We start from the raw sequence: 17,875 nt of genomic DNA, 5'->3' as shown, positions 1-17,875 counted from the left end.
ATGAAATAACTCATCTAATTGATAACGATCAAGCATATGTGAAATGGTTAGAGAATCATGCAAAATCATTAAAAACAACAGAACCGAATTCTTCACTTAATGACCTTAAACCACTTCAGGATATGGTAGGATCAGCTTCTATCGTAGGTTTGGGTGAGGCAATGCACGGAGCCCATGAAATTTTTACAATGAAACATCGATTTGTTGAATATTTAGTAACCGAAATGGGCTTTACCAACCTGGTTTTAGAAGAGGGATGGGACAAAGCTTTAAAACTTGATCATTATGTACTTACTGGGGAAGGGAATCCAAGTGAACATCTCTCTCCGGCATTTAATACGAAAGAGATAGTAGGTATGTTGGAATGGATTCGTGACTATAATGCGGACCATGAAAAGAAAGTACGCGTCATTGGGATGGATATGATAACGGTAAACGAGGATGTTTACAACACGATAACAGACTATGTGAAAAAATATAGCCCTGAGCTTGTACCTAGCTTGAATGAAAAGATGAAAGATCTTATCCCGGCAACAAAGGATTTTAACACTTTCATTAATCTGCCTCAGGAAGATCAAGACAAATTCATTTCTGATGCCAAACAAATCAGTGCATTATTAGAACAAAATAAAGAAAAACTGAATGGAGAATCGAAAGAGTTCGTTTGGATCCAGCAAAACGCTCGTGTAATTGAGCAGTTTACGACAATGGCTTCACCGCTTCCTGAAAAACCATCCGATCATTATTTGAAACATGATATTGCTATGTATGAAAATGCGAAGTGGACCGAAGAAAAGTTAGGAAAAACCATTGTATGGGGTCATAATGGACACATTTCGAAGACGAATATGATACCTTTTGTATACCCGAAAGTAGCTGGGCAACATTTGGTAGAACATTATGGTGATAAATATGTTTCTATCGGTACATCCGTGTATGAAGGCCAATATAACGTGAATAACACGAAAGGTGAATTTGGCCCACACGGAACCGTAAATTCATCTGATCCAAATAGTTTTAACTACACCCTTGGAAAAGTCAGTGATGATCAATTTTTTGTAGATTTACGTAAAGCTAAGGGTGAGACGAAAACGTGGTTAAACGAACAACATCCAATCTTTGCAGGAGTAAATACTGTTGGGCCTGGCATTCCCACTATGGTTGATATTTCATTGGGCGAAACGTTTGACATACTCGTCCAAATTCAAAAGGTAAGCCCTTCTCAACTAAATCGATAAGTGAATAATCATTTAGTGGAACTGATTTAACAAGGTCTATGGAACAGTAGCATGTATCAAGGACATGTACATTGGAGAAAAATAATGAAGAAAAAATTTATAATAACAATAGCTTTTTCAGCCTTAGCAATAACTGCTCTTGCAGGCAGCTATAAGGTCTATTCCGCTCTAAATTGGAAGTAGTTCAAGGATTATAGCAATTCTCCTATAGAGATGAAATGGAGATGAAAATAAGAGATGAAAACAAAAAATTTCTTAACTTACAGTACGATTGCGACAACACTCATTGTAGGACTTTCCGTAAATAGCGTGAATGCACCTAAAGTTAGTGCAGAACAACCGTTTAAGGCTAGTGCGCAGCAACCACAAAAATGGGCTCTTGTAGAAGATGCTTTGAAAGAGGGCGTTAAGGCTGGAGCACCTGGTTTTATTGCTCAAGCCTGGGATCATGGTGAGCTCAAAACCAGTGTAGCAGGAGTAGCCAATTTAACGACTCAAAATCCTATGAAGCAGGATTTTCAATTTAGGATTGGAAGCATTACAAAGACTTTTGTCGCTACAGTTATCTTACAGCTTGTAGGCGAAGGTAGGATGAATTTGGATGACTCAGTAAACAAATGGCTTCCAGGGAGAGTGAAAGGCAACGGTTTTGATGGTAATAAAATTACGATCAGACAATTGCTTAATCATACTAGCGGTATCGCTGATTACGAAAAAGATATTACTACCGATAAAACCGATAAACAGTTTCTTAAAGACAGACTTAAAGTTTACAAAACATCTGATTTAATCAAGATAGGTCTATCGCATAAACCGGTAAATAAACCTGGAGAAGCTTGGTCATATTCAAGTACGGGCTATCTTCTGTTAGGAATGATCATTGAAGAGGCAACAGGCAAACCCTATGCAAAAGAAATTGAAAATCGAATCTTAAAGCCTCTTAGAATGCATGACACGTACTTACCTGGTACTTCCACATCTTTTAAAGGTAAAAATCACGCACGTGGTTATTATCAACTAAAAGATAAGAAGACATTGGTGGATGTTACGAACACAAACCCATCCATGGCTGGTGCGTCTGGGGAGATGATCTCTTCCACCCGGGATCTAAATAGGTTTTATTCTTTGTTGCTTAGAGGTGTGCTTCTCCAACCTGAACAAATGAAACAGATGTTTAACACTGTGGAAGCTACTAAAGGAGAGGCTGCAGACGTAAACTGGGGTCTTGGTATAGCAGAAGTTCGATTTAAGAATGGAGAGCCCTATTGGGGACACGGAGGAGGATTTCCTGGAGCGACCTCTTGGGCAGGAGGGAGTAGAGATGGTAGGCATGTAATGACGGTTTATTCAAACGTAAGCAACATGGATCCTGACTTTTCTTCCATGGCTGAAATGAGTGCACTAATAGCAGAATTTAGCTATGCACCCCTCTCCAGGTAATTGATAAAAAGCAATTCTAGAAGCCTCATTCTTATTAGTTCAACTTAAGAATGAGGCTACTTTAAATGGTTTAAGAAGCATTTGTAAAAAACAAAGTTTGAACCAGTGTTTTGAGCTCAAGAAACCATCGGCCTATACATTGTTCATATAGGAATCATAAATGCAATAACAAGACTGAAATATAGCATCGAGAGGTGAAAGGGAATGACTAAACAAAACGGAAAATTATACTCCGGGCTCGCTTTGATCTTTATTGTAGGTAGTTTACTTGCGGGTTGCGGTTTTGTTTCAACTGGTTCAGCAGAGGGGGCAGATGAGTTTGTCAAACAATATTACTCAGACCTGGAAAATGAGGATTATCAAGAAGCTCAAGAAAGGTTTGCATCCAAAGCGACAATAGCGAACCAACCGGTGGATACAAAAACGTTAGAACAACTTGCCAATGAAGCATCACAAGATAGCGGCTCAATTAAAAGTGTTACGGTTAAAGCAAAATACAAGAGTGAATTCTTCGGTTTAACAAAGAAAAAGAAAAAAGTGACAACCCATGCAGTGGTTACCGTAAAGCGTGAAAATAAGGATTACAAAATAAACCTTACTCTTAAGAACTCTGTTCTCAAGCCAACAGATTATCAAATTGTAAAAGCTGATGGCATTTAACCTTATTATGATTCGATTAACTTCATTTTTAATTCTGTTACGGATGCAGTGGAGGACAGGGTAGCTCTGTTTAGTAAACAGTGTATATGTTCAATTAAATTAAATAGGTAAGGGGACTGAATGGACAAAAAGTTTTAAGGCTATAGAAATAATCTATTATTATGATAAAAAAAGCTATATTGAACTATTATCTCAATAGGTTACTATGAACTTGTAGGTGATGTAAAAAGCAGTAATATTCCACCTTAACATATATAAGGCGAATGTTCGCCAACTTATGGGAATGTTTTTTAAACTATGTGCAAATCTATATTATGAGTTTGGTCCATCAAAGGGATAGCAACTAAAGACCGGCCACCCCATAAAGACAGTTCCCTACAAAGGGACTGTTTTTTCTTTAACCACCGGTTAAGGGATACTGATGTTACCTATACTGCATAACATTATCTATTTCGAGAAACAAAAAATACATTATTGAGTGTGAGGAAATTATGCCACATAAAATATTATTAATTGAAGATGATATCTCGATAAGTGAAATGGTTCAGAGTAGCTTAACAAAGGACGGTTTTATTGTAACCACTGCGTTTAATGGTGAAGAAGGACTTACTGCGTTTAATACGGATTCATTTGATATTGTAATCGTAGACATCATGATGCCTAAACTAGACGGTATGGATGTGATCAAGTTCATAAGAGAAAGAAGCTCGGTGCCTATACTGATCATGTCAGCTAAGGACAGTGATGTAGATAAAGCATTGGGGTTGGGGTTCGGAGCAGATGATTACATCGCGAAACCCTTCTCAGTCATTGAGCTTTCAGCTAGAGTTAAAGCCGCTATCAGACGAGCGACTAAATATTCGACACCTGAACAGAAAGTCGAACACCCCCTCGTAATCGGTAAACTGAAAATTGATTTGGCTAACTTTTCACTGAGCAAAAACGATATAGAGATCAATCTAACTTCTAAAGAGTTTGATATCTTGAAGCTGTTTGTTAGTCACCCAAACAGGGTGTATACAAAAGCCCAAATTTATAACTTCATTTGGAATAACGAATATTACGGAGACGAGAACGTGATTAATGTTCATATTCGTAGATTGAGGGAAAAAATAGAGGATGATCCTTCTAACCCCCGATATATAAAGACATTGTGGGGGATTGGTTACAAATGGGAGGGATGATCATATGAATATCGCCTTGCTCTTGATAGTAGGGATTTTATTAATTATCATTTATCTTCAAAACAAACGGAATCAAACTCGTAGCAGACACCTTCAACAATTACATGAGAAATTAGGCAAAATCGTAACAGAAAATACGATGGAAAAGCTGTTGTTGATGACGGGTGACAAAGAGCTGATAACCATCCTAAACGAAATTAACCGGTTACTCAATCGAAACCAAAAAATGATGGCAGATTACAATAAGATGGAAGATTCAATAAAGAAGATGCTTTCAAATATATCACACGATTTAAAAACACCATTAACTGTAATCCTTGGGTATATCGAGATAATAAATCTAGAGCCAGACATGAAGAGAGAAGAAAGAATGTTACTACTTTCGAAAGTAAATAATAAAACAAACGAGGTATTAGAGCTTATTAATAAGTTTTTTGACTTGGCGAAGCTGGAATCGGGTGATAAAGATATTCCGCTCAGCAGAGTTCAGATAAATGAAGTATGCCGAAAAAACATGTTGGAATTCTACGATATTTTAAACGGTAAAGGATTTGAAGTGAATATTGACATTCCGGAAGAACCTATTTATGCGTGGGCAAACGAGGAAGCTCTTGACCGGATTTTAACGAACTTACTTTCAAATGCCATACAGCACGGTGGGGACGGAAAAGTACTTGGACTTTCTGTGAAAAGTGATCACAAAAAGATCTATATTGATGTTTATGACCGAGGAAAAGGAATCAGCGAATTGCATAAGAACCGGGTGTTTGAAAGGATCTATACCCTTGAAGATTCAAGAAATAAATCATATCAGGGCAGCGGACTCGGCCTGACGATAACGAAAAGACTAGTAGAGAAACTAGGTGGAACGATTAGTATAGATAGTAAACCCCATGTTAAGACAGTATTCTCTCTTACACTAAAAAAAGTAATTTATAAAAAGGATCATGGTATATCTTGAGTTCAGAAGCTTATAGAGGGTGTTAATCTCTATAAGCTTTTTGAACTTAAGGAACATGTAAGATTTGATTAAGAAAAATGAGAATTTCACCGTTTAAAATGAAAACTATCAAATACGATAGGAGAAGGCAAGTTATGACATACATTTTGAGAACGAATCACCTAACTAAAACGATACAAGGGAAAGAATTGGTATCCAATGTCAGCTTGAATATAAGAAAGGGTGAAATTTATGGTTTCTTAGGTCCCAATGGAGCTGGTAAAACCACGATCATGAAGATGATCTCGAACCTTGTGAAACCAACACAAGGCGAGATCGAACTATTTGGCGAAAAACTGACCAACACATCCTTCCAAGTATTAGGAAGAATGGGATTGATCATTGAATATCCCATCTTTTATGATAAGTTGACAGCTAGAGAGAATCTGGAACTCCATTGTGAATATATGGGGTACCATGACAAAAATGCTATTGACGAAGCTTTGAACCTAGTCAACTTAAAAGGTATAGAGGGAAAAGCAGTTAAGGACTTTTCCCTCGGGATGAAACAACGATTAGGCATCGCACGAGCCATATCAACCAAACCTGAACTTCTCATCCTGGATGAGCCGATCAATGGACTAGACCCTCTTGGAATCAAAGAGCTTCGGGATTTATTTAAAATGCTCTGCAAAGAGTTCGGTATTACCATATTCATATCCAGCCATATTCTTGGAGAAATCGAATTGATTGCCGATACCATTGGCGTAATTAACCATGGAAAATTAATTAAGGAAGTATCCATGGATGAAATTACAGATCAAAACATGGAATATATAGAAGTGATGTCAAACGATTGCAAGAGAATTGCTTATGTTTTGGAGCATCATTTAAGCATTAATAATTTCAAAGTAATCGACGAACAATTCATTCGGATATATGATACTCAAATCTCTCAGAGTGAAATTACGAAAGCCTTAGTTTTAAACGATGTTAACATTGAATCCATCCAAACGAAACGTAGTTCTTTAGAAGATTATTTCTTATCCTTACTAAACGGAGGTGGTATTCATGCTTAAATTAATCGGATTAGAAATGAAAAAGTTTAAAATCAGAGGATATTTCCGAACTGCTCTTATTATCTACCTCATAATCGCAGCATTTATGTGCTTGGTGACGTGGGGGCAGACATTTGAAGGAGAAACCCAATCCCCGGCGCAAAGTTATTCAGAATTATTGCCTATGATGGATACATTAGCCAGAGTGACTTTTATTGTGTTTGCTTCCGTACTTCTTTCACGTTTTGTAATAGATGAATTCAAAACCAAGTCTATCACAGTGCTCTTCATGTATCCGATCAACCGCAAGAAGCTAATTTTTGCTAAGCTCCTCATCGTAATGGGCTTTACGTTTATCAATATCATTTTGTCGAACGTTTTTATTAACGTTGTCTATTTTGTATTTAATAGTTTCTTGCATGTAGTTCCAAATGATTTAACATTATCTGTTCTCTTAAAACATTCTTTAAGTGTTTTTATGAATACTATAGCAGCTAGCTGCATGAGTTTAATCCCGCTTTACATCGGCATGAGGAAGTATTCAGTACCAGCAACCATTATAACCTCGTTATTGATCGTGTCGGTATTCGGAAGTCAAATAAATGGTTTTTCACTAAACTCAATTATTATTATACCAGTAATACTTGCAGCAGTGGGGTTAGTCATTGCGTATATTTCCATTAAGAACGTTGAAAATGTAGACTTGATTAAGTGATTAGATGAGACGACCGAGAGTAAGCTCGGTCGTCCTTTTCTTGCAATGTTTTCAAACGGACCTATATGTGGATTTCCAGGATTTTAGATTGGTGAAAAAAGTTCGCCACTTCGAATTGTAGTTGTTTTAATATGTCATAAATGCAAACAATAAACGTATTCGATAAATGGGCTTAATAAGAATTTTCTTAAGAAATAATTAAGAATTGAGTAAGAAAAAAGAAAAAATAAAAACTTACAATGATATTTATAGTGAGTTACTTCTTTGATCTTAGAGTTCAATAAGCTATTATCCATTCACCTAAAAACTTTAAAGTACTGAATTTATCTAAACACAGGGGGAGCTATCTTGATAAATAAATTGAAAAAAATATTAGGACCATTACTATTGGTAGGTATGTTTTTTATGTCAACTCATGAAATTGCACATGCCAATGAACAACAAAATCTTAATATCAACGATTCGAAGCGGCTAGAAAAGTATGTCGATGAAAAAATTGAAAAGAACATGAAGAAGTACCCCGTTCCAGGAGTGGCCATTTCTGTTGTTAAAGACGGTAAAATCCTGTTCACAAAAGGATATGGATATTCAGATGTTGAGAAAAAAACACCTGTAGACCCAGAGAGTATGCCATTTAGAATAGGTTCCATTACAAAAACCATGACCGCTACTGCCATTATGCAACTAGTGGAGCAAGGCAAAGTCGATGTGAACGAAGATATCAATAAATATTTAAAAGATATCGAAATAAAAGGAAAGGATGGTAATACCATTACGGTCCATCATCTCCTTACACATACTGCGGGTTTTGATGAGACATTATACTACTTTGTCAGTGGTGAAAAAGATATTTCTCTAAGAGAGTACGTTCATAAATCCCTGCCTAAAATGATCGAAAAGCCAGGTGTGGATTCTAGTTATAATAACTATGGGTATGCTTTACTAGGTTTAATTATTGAGGACGTTACAGGTCAATCTTATGAGGAATACATGCAGAAGCATATTTTCGATCCTCTACACATGAAAAACACAACTTTAACTATTCCGAAGAATCCAGTCAGAAGCTATGCAGCTAAAGATGGTAAATTTGTGGAACAACAAGCGAAAGAAATCAATTTAAGACCGGCTGGTTCCGCGTTTTCTACTGCACCAGATATGGCAAATTATATGATGGCGCACTTGCAGTCTGGTGAATACAAAAATGTTTTGATGAACGAAGAAACATCTAAGTTTATGCAGAAACGTCATTTTACGATCCATCCAAGAATTGCTGGGTTCTCCTATAACTTTTTTGAAGATATGCCGAGGGACCAACACCAGCCCATCATGCATGGTGGAACATTAGAAGGGTTTCGGGCAAATCTCTATCTGATCCCAGACGAAAAGTTAGGGATATTCATCTCTACCAATAGTGACAAGGGGAGACTATTATTTACAGATTTCTTTAACCAATTTCACAAAGACTTTTATCCTCAATCTTATGAACATCAACTTGGTCCAAAGGTGACCAAGAAAAGCGATTTAGAAGATAAAATAGAAGGAGGTTATCGTTCTACTCGTTATGTCCATCATCAAGAAGGTAAACTTATCGCTCTCTTGCAACAACCCATGTCAAAAGTAAATGTGATTGATGATGGGAAGATAGAACTTACACTGTCAGGGAAGAAGATGATTTTTCTTGAGGAAGAAACCAACCTATTTGCAGAGGAAAACGGACCTGATACCATCTATTTTTATAAAACGCCAGATGGAGATACTCATTTCACACTAAGCTCGTTAACGATGATGGCTTATGAAAAAGTGTCATGGAGTAACCACGCTATCTTTAAGCTCAGTGTTTTCCTAATCCTTGTCCTTATCCCTCTTTTATCGGTGTTCTTATATCCGATAACCGGGATTGTGCGCAAGTTAAGAAAACAGACAATCAACCCATTGGTAACTAAATTTCGAAAAAAATCATGGCTTTCGAATTTTCTTTATACCGCTTACTTTTTATTGATCCTTTGGTTCCAGGAACTGAACTATGGCAGTAGCGACGCACCATCCTTGTGGTTGGCTATAATACTTCCTATTGCAGGATTCCTTTTGAACGTATGGTTGATCCGCCTTCACAATGCACTAAGAAGAGAAAAATTGATCGGTCGAGGGTCATCATTTGTTTATGCTGTACTTAACATTGTAGGATTGATCTTTATCCCAAATCTTATTTTCTGGAATTTAATTGGAACATTCTTTTAAGTGTTATGATAATTTTCATATAACATTCTAGAAACACAGAAAAAACCTTGAATTATAAAGGTTTTTCTGTGTTCGATCGAATCTATCTAATATCGAAAATCTATTTTGGTGTACTCATATACAGACATATAAACAAAAAGTTTCCCCTATTCTAAGAATAGGGGAATAGGTGTTTTTAATGAATTTTTTTAATTCTTTATCTTAATACGATGGACACTTCCACCGTCTGTCCCGACGAACAAATAATCTTGGTCAGGGGACAGAACCAGAGATGTCGTATCTTTATTATCTAGTCCGACTGAGAAATTGTGCCATGTTTTTCCGCCATCAGTACTTCTCACTACACCATGGCCGCCTTGTAATAAACCAGCCTGATAAAACTTACCTGTAGATGCATATACAACGTTAGGGTTACTTGGTGTTGATTGAATATCAGTTACATAGATACCCAAACTTTCGTAGCTTCCTTTTTTTATAGTATTAGCCCCATCTGTACTATAATATAATTCTTTACCAGCTATGAATATTTGTTTTGGATTTTGAGCCGAGATTTCAATAGCATTTACTGGTACGTTTTGAACCTTTTTAAACGTAATTCCTTTATCGGTTGATAAAAATAAACCATTAGGACTACCAGCCCAAAGACGGTTAGGATCACTAGGATCACCCTTCAAAACAGTAAACCGTTCTGAGGTTTTAACTTTTTTCCATGTGTCGCCACCATCAGTACTAATCATCAAGCCATTTTGTAATTTACCGGTCAAATAAACCATATATGAATAAGATACAAAAACTTGATTTGGATCAGCCTGGTGGATGCTCATGGAGTTCGCCAGCTGCGCTCCAGCTGTTTTCTCTTCCCACGTGATTCCTCCATCTGTACTTTTAGAGATAACAAAAGCTCCACCGATTTCACGTATCTTAAAGGCTAAGTTCTTATTAATGGGAGAAGTTGCAATATGAAGAATACCTACTCCAATCCCTCCACCCTCAGCTTCAGCTTGTCCCCATTCTAATATGGAAGGATTAATATCTTTGTTTGTTGGGATTCCGGTACTGTAAGTACCTACTGCAGTCCCTGCCAGCAGTTTGCTTTTATTATTCTTATCATAAATCATTTCCAGATCATACACATTGGCCCCTGGAATTCCGATTCTTTTATACGATTCTCCTTGGTCTTGTGTTTTATAGATACCTGCTCCAAAATTGGAGACAAAAACAGAGGAAGATTTTGGATCTTTCGCTATGTCCAGTATATCAACAGGTTGACTAAACGCTCCTTTCCATACTTTCCAAGTCTCTCCTTGATCTTTACTTACCCACACACCCGTAGCATCATGTGCCCCAACATAAATGTTTCCTTCTATAATTTCTACTCTTGATGGGTATCTGAATGGAAGATCTGCTTTTTCCCAGTTTTGACCGTTATCTTTTGACAAATAAATTCCGTCTATAGGTGCTTTAGCAACGATTACATGATCATCGCTTACAACACTGTTTACAAAATAATTAGGTGGGGTAAACAACTTTTTAACATCCATCTTGCTGGAATAAAGATCTCTAATGACGCTGAGACCTTCTAGCGTGCCTAAATATAAATCATTTCCTTTTAGATGTACATTAGAAATGTTGTTCTTCCCAACTTGGATTAATTCCCAACTTTCCCCTTTATTAAAGCTGATGTACGCACGGTAATCAGAATTCTCATTATCTTGTGTAACGGTTATTAATGTTTTACCATCCTTGCTAATTTCGATGTCTTGTAACTCAACATCCAGTGGGAATGGGACCAATTCCCAACTCTTTCCGTTGTTATCGCTAGTTAGGATTTTTCCTTTATACGTTCCTATATTAGGTTCTCCTTTTATGATTACATACAATTTCTTTTTATTTGTTGGATCGGCAACCATTTCAACAGGTAAACCATTATCAACAGGGATATTTCTGTTTTCTTCCCACGTTTTTGCCCCATCATCTGTTTGAAAAATGGAAGGTGCATCTGAGTCAAGAACCATCATATTATTTGAACTATTAGGATCCAAGTTCATATACCCAGCATTAGATAAAGGACCCACCTTCTTCCAAGACTCTCCGCCTTTCTCAGAAGAGATGGCTTGAAAATTAGCTGTTCCATTTATTAAAACATCTTTTCCACTGGAGGAATTTTTAACAGTTGAACTTACTACCACCTTGTAAATTCCTTTTTCCTCTACATCAATCGGAGCTCTAAACCATCTGCTCTTATCTGCGACTGGAGTAACACTAATAGATTTGCCTTTTGGTGTTATAACATTCATATTTGGAACATCACTTAGATCAACAGGGCTGTAAATAAACGCCTCTGTATCTGATTCGGTCGGATCTGGTGTGACAGTAACCTGGAAATGCCGAACTGCCAAATGATACGGAATGCTTAAATTCGGTTCACCTTCTGCTTGGCCTACAATCCATCCTGTTATATCTGTATCAGTTGAAGGGGTAACATGTGCGAGATCAACTGTGATATCTACATGTTCACCCGGCTTGATTGATACAGAAGACGGACGAATCGATACATTTGCCTGTGTTTGCTTACCTTTCTTAACAGATAAATCAAGATCAATGGTTTTGTTTCCTTTGTTGCTTAAAGTGAAGGTTGATGTCTCATTGATCATTTCTTCTTTTAAATCAGCCAATCCGAAAGATAAACCACTCTTTGAAGAAATAATATTTGTTCTTGCTGCAGCTTCAAGATCAAGTCTTCCTGCTGCCTGATCAATGACATCGTGTGAAGGAACCTGTTTAGCTGTTATGGATAACGCACTTGTAATGTCGGTTGAGTCCCAAGTTGGATGCAGCTGTCGAAGCAACGCGGCTGCACCAGCGGCGTGAGGAGCTGCCATGCTCGTCCCGCTGAGTCTGTAATAACCACCTTCATCCAGCCATTTAGGAGTAGTTGACTTAATTTCAACACCAGGTGCCACAAGGTCTGTTCCAATCTTATAATCAACTGTCCCTCTTGAACTGAAATTTGCCACTGTGTCAGTTATCGGAGTCCCGCTTATTTTTACTTGTACAGCCCCTTTCTCAAGCTGTGCCTTCACTTCTTCTGCGGTTTCTCTAGCGATATCCATAGCTAGTAACGATTCTAAACGACCATCAAAATAACCTGCCTTAAATTGATGTTCCTTTTCTTCTTGACGAAGAAGACTCTCAGCATCGTTCGCTCCAGGACCGATCGGGGGTAGCAATGGTGTTGGTTCATAGAATAAAACAGCAACAGCCCCTTTTTCTTGGGCTGCCATTGCTTTTTCAATGCCCTGATCTAAACCTCCTTGAACAAGAACAATCTTTCCTTTCACATCGAGCCCCTCATAAACATCCGGCCATCCCTCACCAGCATCAACTACTTCAGCTGAAAATGGAGTACCAGGTGGATTTGCGGAGTAAAAGATGTGGGAGGGGTCCAGATCCATTTTTACCGGTGAGACCATAGAAGCAGCAGGAACTATAACCCCACTCGTGCTTGCTCCTACAGAAAGCACACCTTCTGCCAAAGCAGGGGCATTCACTGTTCCGTGTGAAGGTCCGCTATTACCTGCGGCAGCGACTACAACGATTCCGGCATCTACAGCGTTTTGGGCGGCTTTGGAAATAGGATCATTACCGTCTCCAGATCCCCCGAGACTCATGTTAACTACGTCAGCACGATGAGGATTATCAGGTGAAACGGAAGCCTCGATTGCTGAAAGAATATCGGACATATATCCATATCCCCAATCATCGAGAACTTTGTAGGCTGTAATATTAGCATCTGGAGCAACACCAGTAACTCCTCCTTTACCCACAGCGATTCCAGCAACATGAGTACCGTGGCCATTATCATCCATCGGATCAGTATCATTATTTACGAAATCATATCCACCAACAACTTTATTCCCTGGTCCTAATTTTCCGCCAAGATCAGGATGAGTATAGTCGACACCAGAGTCAATGACCGCAATTGTGACACCTTTTCCGGTAATATTTTGCTGCGCTTGATCCTTTCGGGACCACACTTCAGGAGCGCCAATCAATGGGACACTATCTGCAAGATTCGCTTGAAATTTTTGATCCGTGTGAACTGCCTTGACGCCTGGAAGTGATTTAAGCTCGTTGACTTTATCAGACGGTACTTCTAAAGAGATCCCGTTAAAGAGAAGAGTGTGATCTTTAGCTTTGCTATGTTGAATACCGTTTTCTTCTATACTGTTCAATAATTTTTGCTGCTTTTCTCTTAGGACCTGTTTATGTTCCTTATATTTATGTATTGTTCCAGCAGATTGAATGCTGCTTTCGAGTTCAGGAACAGCCTTGATGATTGGATTATCATCCATTTCAATGATGATTTTTGATGTCCTGCCTGATAAATTTCCCTCTATCGCAGAGATTTTTTGAGGAACAGCTGTACTTGGGAAGATCACGCTGGTCAGTAGTATTCCTGTTAAAGCATAATTAGTGAACTGGCGACTTGTTTTACTTTTTTTCTTCACCTTAAAACTCCTCTCACTTATTTAATTTTTGTGATTTAACTAGTTAATTCAAAAATAGTGAAACCTTTTGACCTCCTTCTCAGCGAGAATATAAACCTACACAATATTATTACTGTTCCGAATATTTAACAATATGTGGTTTTCTATTACAATCATAGATACAATCTATATAGATGAACTGTTCATTCCTTAAATATTTGAAGCCTAAGGGGGACGTATGGTGAGAGTAAATAAGGAAATCAAAATAATCCACTAAGTTTTAAAATAATCGTTGACAAAAAAACAAAAGTAATTTATCTTTAATTTAAGATATTTAATTTTAAGATATAATTTTTAGAATCAGCTAGTGTAAATATCTATATGAATTATAGTTATTCGATTGCTGAGGCAACATAAAAGGAGGAATTATATAAGAAAAAAATTTGAAAATTAAAGTTATAATTAATATATTTTAGAAAGGAGGAGGGCAATAAATTGACATCAGATAATAACCTTCCTAATGATCACGATTTGTCTTTGAAATTGTTCGTGGTCATGTCCAGAGCCCATAAAGAATTAATGGAATGTACAGCAAAGGATATAAAGAAATATAAGATGTCTGGTACCGAATTCGCCGTTCTGGAGCTGCTCTATCAAAAGGGAAAGATGCCATTTCAAGAGATAGGTAATAAGATATTAATTACAAGTGGCAGCATTACGTATAACATCGATAAACTAGAAAAAAAGGGATACCTCAAGCGAACGCCTTCTGTGGAAGATCGCCGAGTAACATATGCGGATATTACTGAAAATGGGAAGGAACTTATTAAGAAAATTTTTCCCGATCACGCTAAAGCAATCCATGATGCTATGCATGGACTCACAAATGAAGAAAAGATGATTGCAATTGCTCTGATGAAAAAACTAGGAATTGAAGCATCAAAAATTTCGTAAAAACTTTTTGAGAAATCTTAATTTAAAGATACTAAGATCATAAAGTAAGAAAATAAAACAAAAAATTTTTGATAAATATCTTAAATTTAAGAAATATAAAATTAAGTTAATTATAGAATCTGACTAAAGGAATGAATGATATGATGCCGGTGGTATCCCAAGGGTCCAACCGTAAAGTTTCCCCTTTCTAGACGAGGTAACAAATAAACCCAGAGAAAAAAATATTTTATTAAGAGAAATTTGGAGGAGATAATTATGAGAAAAGAAGACCGTATTAAAGCTATGACAGTTTCGCTTGCAATGGCAGCAGGATTGGTTGGGATCGGGTCACAAGTATTACCAAAAGAAAAGGACGTTGTTTTAGCGGAAGCCAACAGAACAACGGAGACTCTTTCAATCGAATCCGTACAGTTCACTAATCAATCAAAGGTGACTAAGCAAAACGCAAAATTGATTCAAGATTTCTATGCAGCATTCCTAAGTGGAGATATGGAAGCAATTTCAAAACACATCACCAGTGATTTTATCATGCATGTACCGGGTAAAGGGCTAAATGCAGGGGAGTACTGGGGAGTAGATGGACTCCAACAATTCATGTCGAACATCATGGCCTACAATGGTGGAAAATTTAGCATGGAAGTTCCGCAACTTGCGGTAGGGGAAGATGTCGCTTTTACGAGAGAGATTGTAAAGTTCAACCGTAAACACGATCCAGAACGAATGTTTGAACAACATTTTATGATGAAGTACAACATCAAGAACGGGAAAGTCTCAGAAGCATGGACGATTCCACAAGATCTTTATACGTATGATGAATACTGGACACCACCAGTGAAAGAATCCAAAGTTGCATTAAAAGCCCTTAATAGTAAGAAAACTTCAGTGTATCAAGGCAACCCTAGTACTAAAGGAGCCTATTCTAAAAAGAATGAGCAATTGATTCAAAGTTTCTACAACAAATTTTGGGCTGGAGATCTTGAAGGCATGAAAAAGATGATCCATAAAGATTTTGAGTTCTTTATTCCTGGAAAAAGCGATATGGCAGGGACTTACAAAGGCTGGGACGGGTTCATGCAATTCCGTGGGAAGCTGATGGAAAAAGCAGGTACGAAGTATAAGCTAGAAATCGAATCAATGGCTGCAAGCTCTACAGAAGTCTTTGTTCAAGAATATATCCGCATGGATCGTAAATGGGATTCTGAGGCAAAAGTTGTACCTCCAGTCATTTTACACTTTGAGATCGAAGACGGAAAAATTCGTAAAGTAAATGATATCCCGCTAGATTTATATGAGTACGAGAAATTCTTTACAGCTCCTGTTAAGTAATTAGAGTAAATTTATTGTGTAGGCATAATATTTTTTTAAATAATATCTTTAATTAAAGATTTTTAAAATAAAGATAAAATATTAAATAAATTGGAGGGATTTATAATGAGTATGGCATGGGGATTATTGATTATCCGAGTGATTGTTGGATTGACGTTGATTGGGCATGGGACACAAAAATGGTTTGGTTGGTTCGGTGGATATGGATTGAAGGCCACAGGCGGATGGCTTCATTCCATCAATGTTAAACCAGGTCTCTTCATGGCCTTCCTGATTGGTTTAGCAGAGATCGTAGGAGGCTTATTGTTTGTACTCGGCTGGGGTCTACCTTACGGTGCGGCACTTATTGTCATCATCATGTTGGGGGCTATCATCACGGTTCATGGTAAGAACGGCTGGATGAAGGCAAACGGCTTTGAGTACAATTTGATTTTGATTGCGATCGCTATAGGATTAGCTTTAATTGGACCGGGAATTTATACACTTTAACTTTTAGGAGGAAGACACATGAAAATTACTATTTTTTCAGAAGAACAACAAGGAAGAGGACAATTTGACGGGGGGAAAATCACAGAACTGAAACCGATAGCATTTCCTCATGAGGAAACAGCTGTGAAACGAGTAGGACCATTGTTTTATTGGGCATGGGGTTTCTCAGAAACTGGGGGTCTTGTCCCCCAGCATCCCCATAGGGCTTTTGAAATCATGTCGTATATGATTAATGGAAACGTAGCACACAAGGATACACTAGGCACAAGAAGTGTCGTCGGACCTGGAGGCGCACAGGTCATGCAAACAGGAACTGGGATAGAGCATGAAGAGGAATCATTTGGTAAAGATGTTGAAGGCTTTCAAATCTGGTTCGAGCCTAACCTTAAAGAAAGCATAAGAATGAAACCAACTTATCATCAATTTGAACATGAAGATTTTCCTTATAAATTAGAGAATGGCAATGGGGTGAAGACAGTTATAGGCGACAACTCCCCAATAACGTTAGTGACTGAAGTTAAGATGTTTGACATTACCCAGGAGCCGGGCAAGAAGTACCTTTATAACCTTCCAGCCCACCACAGCATCGCAGCATTGGTGATCCGTGGGGATGGTTCACTTGTTGATGTCAAAAATGATCAAGAAACAAGAATGGCACATAAAGATTTTATCGTAGTCGATGCGGATATGGACTCTGAAATTTTATTTAAAAGTAATAAAGATGGAATGCGAATTGTAATTATTGAAGTTCCAACAGTCGTAGAGTATCCTCTCTATCAAAAATAAGAGCTTGCATTTAACATTTTCTGGAGTATACCTAGTTTTGGTGAGAAGGTGACTCTACTCAAGTCGCCTTCTCCTATTACTGTGCATTTACTGTTAAAATCAGTAATCAAAATCTTTATCAGGGTAAAATAAAAGAAGATTTGAAAAAGTGATTTAGATAATCATTTAATATTAACAGATCCTTCATTATTAGTAAGGAATGATATCTTAAAAAACCACCCATGAGGTGGTTCTTTTTATGTATAGGGACCACATGGTAATAGATGTAAATAATGATTATGATTGAAAATATGATATTGATGCCACGGTTCGTTAAGATTACCATCTTTAGTAAAGGAGCTATTTTAATAAAGGGGA

The 17,875-nt window shown here is 37.5% G+C and carries 12 protein-coding genes and 1 pseudogene; 12 read left to right on the top strand and 1 reads right to left on the bottom strand.

What is annotated here, in order from left to right; all coding sequences use genetic code 11:
* Nucleotides 1-41: 41 nt before the first annotated feature.
* The 8 genes and pseudogenes from IEV52_RS19830 to IEV52_RS19795 form a co-directional block, all read left to right on the top strand.
* A pseudogene (locus tag IEV52_RS19830) lies at nt 42-1,238 on the top strand (erythromycin esterase family protein); the annotation flags it as partial.
* Nucleotides 1,239-1,475: 237 nt separating this feature from the next.
* The gene (locus tag IEV52_RS19825) at nt 1,476-2,678 is read left to right on the top strand and encodes a serine hydrolase domain-containing protein (RefSeq protein WP_229754394.1); all 1,203 of its coding nucleotides are present in this window, start codon (nt 1,476-1,478) and stop codon (nt 2,676-2,678) included.
* Between the two features lie 204 nt (nt 2,679-2,882).
* Nucleotides 2,883-3,338, top strand: a complete 456-nt coding sequence (locus IEV52_RS19820; protein ID WP_188404318.1) for a hypothetical protein — start codon at nt 2,883-2,885, stop codon at nt 3,336-3,338.
* 491 nt (nt 3,339-3,829) lie between these two features.
* Entirely contained in the window at nt 3,830-4,522 is a 693-nt protein-coding gene (locus IEV52_RS19815) for a response regulator transcription factor (protein WP_188404317.1), read from the top strand.
* A gap of 4 nt (nt 4,523-4,526) precedes the next feature.
* Entirely contained in the window at nt 4,527-5,483 is a 957-nt protein-coding gene (locus IEV52_RS19810; RefSeq protein ID WP_188404316.1) for a sensor histidine kinase, read from the top strand.
* Between the two features lie 134 nt (nt 5,484-5,617).
* Complete coding sequence (locus tag IEV52_RS19805) at nt 5,618-6,541, top strand: ABC transporter ATP-binding protein (protein ID WP_188404315.1); 924 nt, start codon at nt 5,618-5,620, stop codon at nt 6,539-6,541.
* A complete protein-coding gene (locus tag IEV52_RS19800; protein ID WP_188404314.1) occupies nt 6,534-7,235 on the top strand; it encodes an ABC transporter permease in 702 nt (233 codons plus the stop codon). Before IEV52_RS19805 ends, IEV52_RS19800 begins: the two co-directional genes overlap by 8 nt.
* A 348-nt stretch (nt 7,236-7,583) precedes the next feature.
* On the top strand, nt 7,584-9,473 hold the full coding sequence (locus IEV52_RS19795; RefSeq protein ID WP_188404313.1) for a serine hydrolase: 1,890 nt from the start codon (nt 7,584-7,586) through the stop codon (nt 9,471-9,473).
* A 188-nt stretch (nt 9,474-9,661) separates the two neighbouring features.
* On the opposite strand, the gene IEV52_RS19790 is transcribed toward IEV52_RS19795, so the two are convergent.
* Nucleotides 9,662-13,984 carry a S8 family serine peptidase gene (locus IEV52_RS19790; protein ID WP_188404312.1) on the bottom strand — a complete coding sequence of 1,441 codons (4,323 nt, stop codon included), beginning with the start codon at nt 13,982-13,984 and terminating at the stop codon, nt 9,662-9,664.
* 534 nt (nt 13,985-14,518) lie between these two features.
* Between IEV52_RS19790 and IEV52_RS19785 the strand changes: the two genes are divergently transcribed.
* From IEV52_RS19785 to IEV52_RS19770, 4 genes are all read left to right on the top strand, one after another.
* Nucleotides 14,519-14,917: a MarR family winged helix-turn-helix transcriptional regulator gene (locus IEV52_RS19785; protein WP_188404365.1), complete on the top strand. Its 399-nt coding sequence runs from the start codon at nt 14,519-14,521 to the stop codon at nt 14,915-14,917.
* Between the two features lie 255 nt (nt 14,918-15,172).
* Complete coding sequence (locus IEV52_RS19780) at nt 15,173-16,243, top strand: nuclear transport factor 2 family protein (RefSeq protein ID WP_188404311.1); 1,071 nt, start codon at nt 15,173-15,175, stop codon at nt 16,241-16,243.
* Nucleotides 16,244-16,354: 111 nt separating this feature from the next.
* Complete coding sequence (locus tag IEV52_RS19775) at nt 16,355-16,732, top strand: DoxX family protein (protein ID WP_188404364.1); 378 nt, start codon at nt 16,355-16,357, stop codon at nt 16,730-16,732.
* A gap of 18 nt (nt 16,733-16,750) precedes the next feature.
* Nucleotides 16,751-17,518, top strand: coding sequence for a pirin family protein (locus tag IEV52_RS19770; RefSeq protein ID WP_188404310.1), 768 nt, complete (start codon nt 16,751-16,753; stop codon nt 17,516-17,518).
* Nucleotides 17,519-17,875 lie beyond the last annotated feature (357 nt).

The organism is Fictibacillus barbaricus (assembly GCF_014635025.1).
Classification (GTDB): domain Bacteria; phylum Bacillota; class Bacilli; order Bacillales; family Fictibacillaceae; genus Fictibacillus; species Fictibacillus barbaricus.
This window is presented reverse-complemented; position numbering and strand designations above follow the sequence as displayed.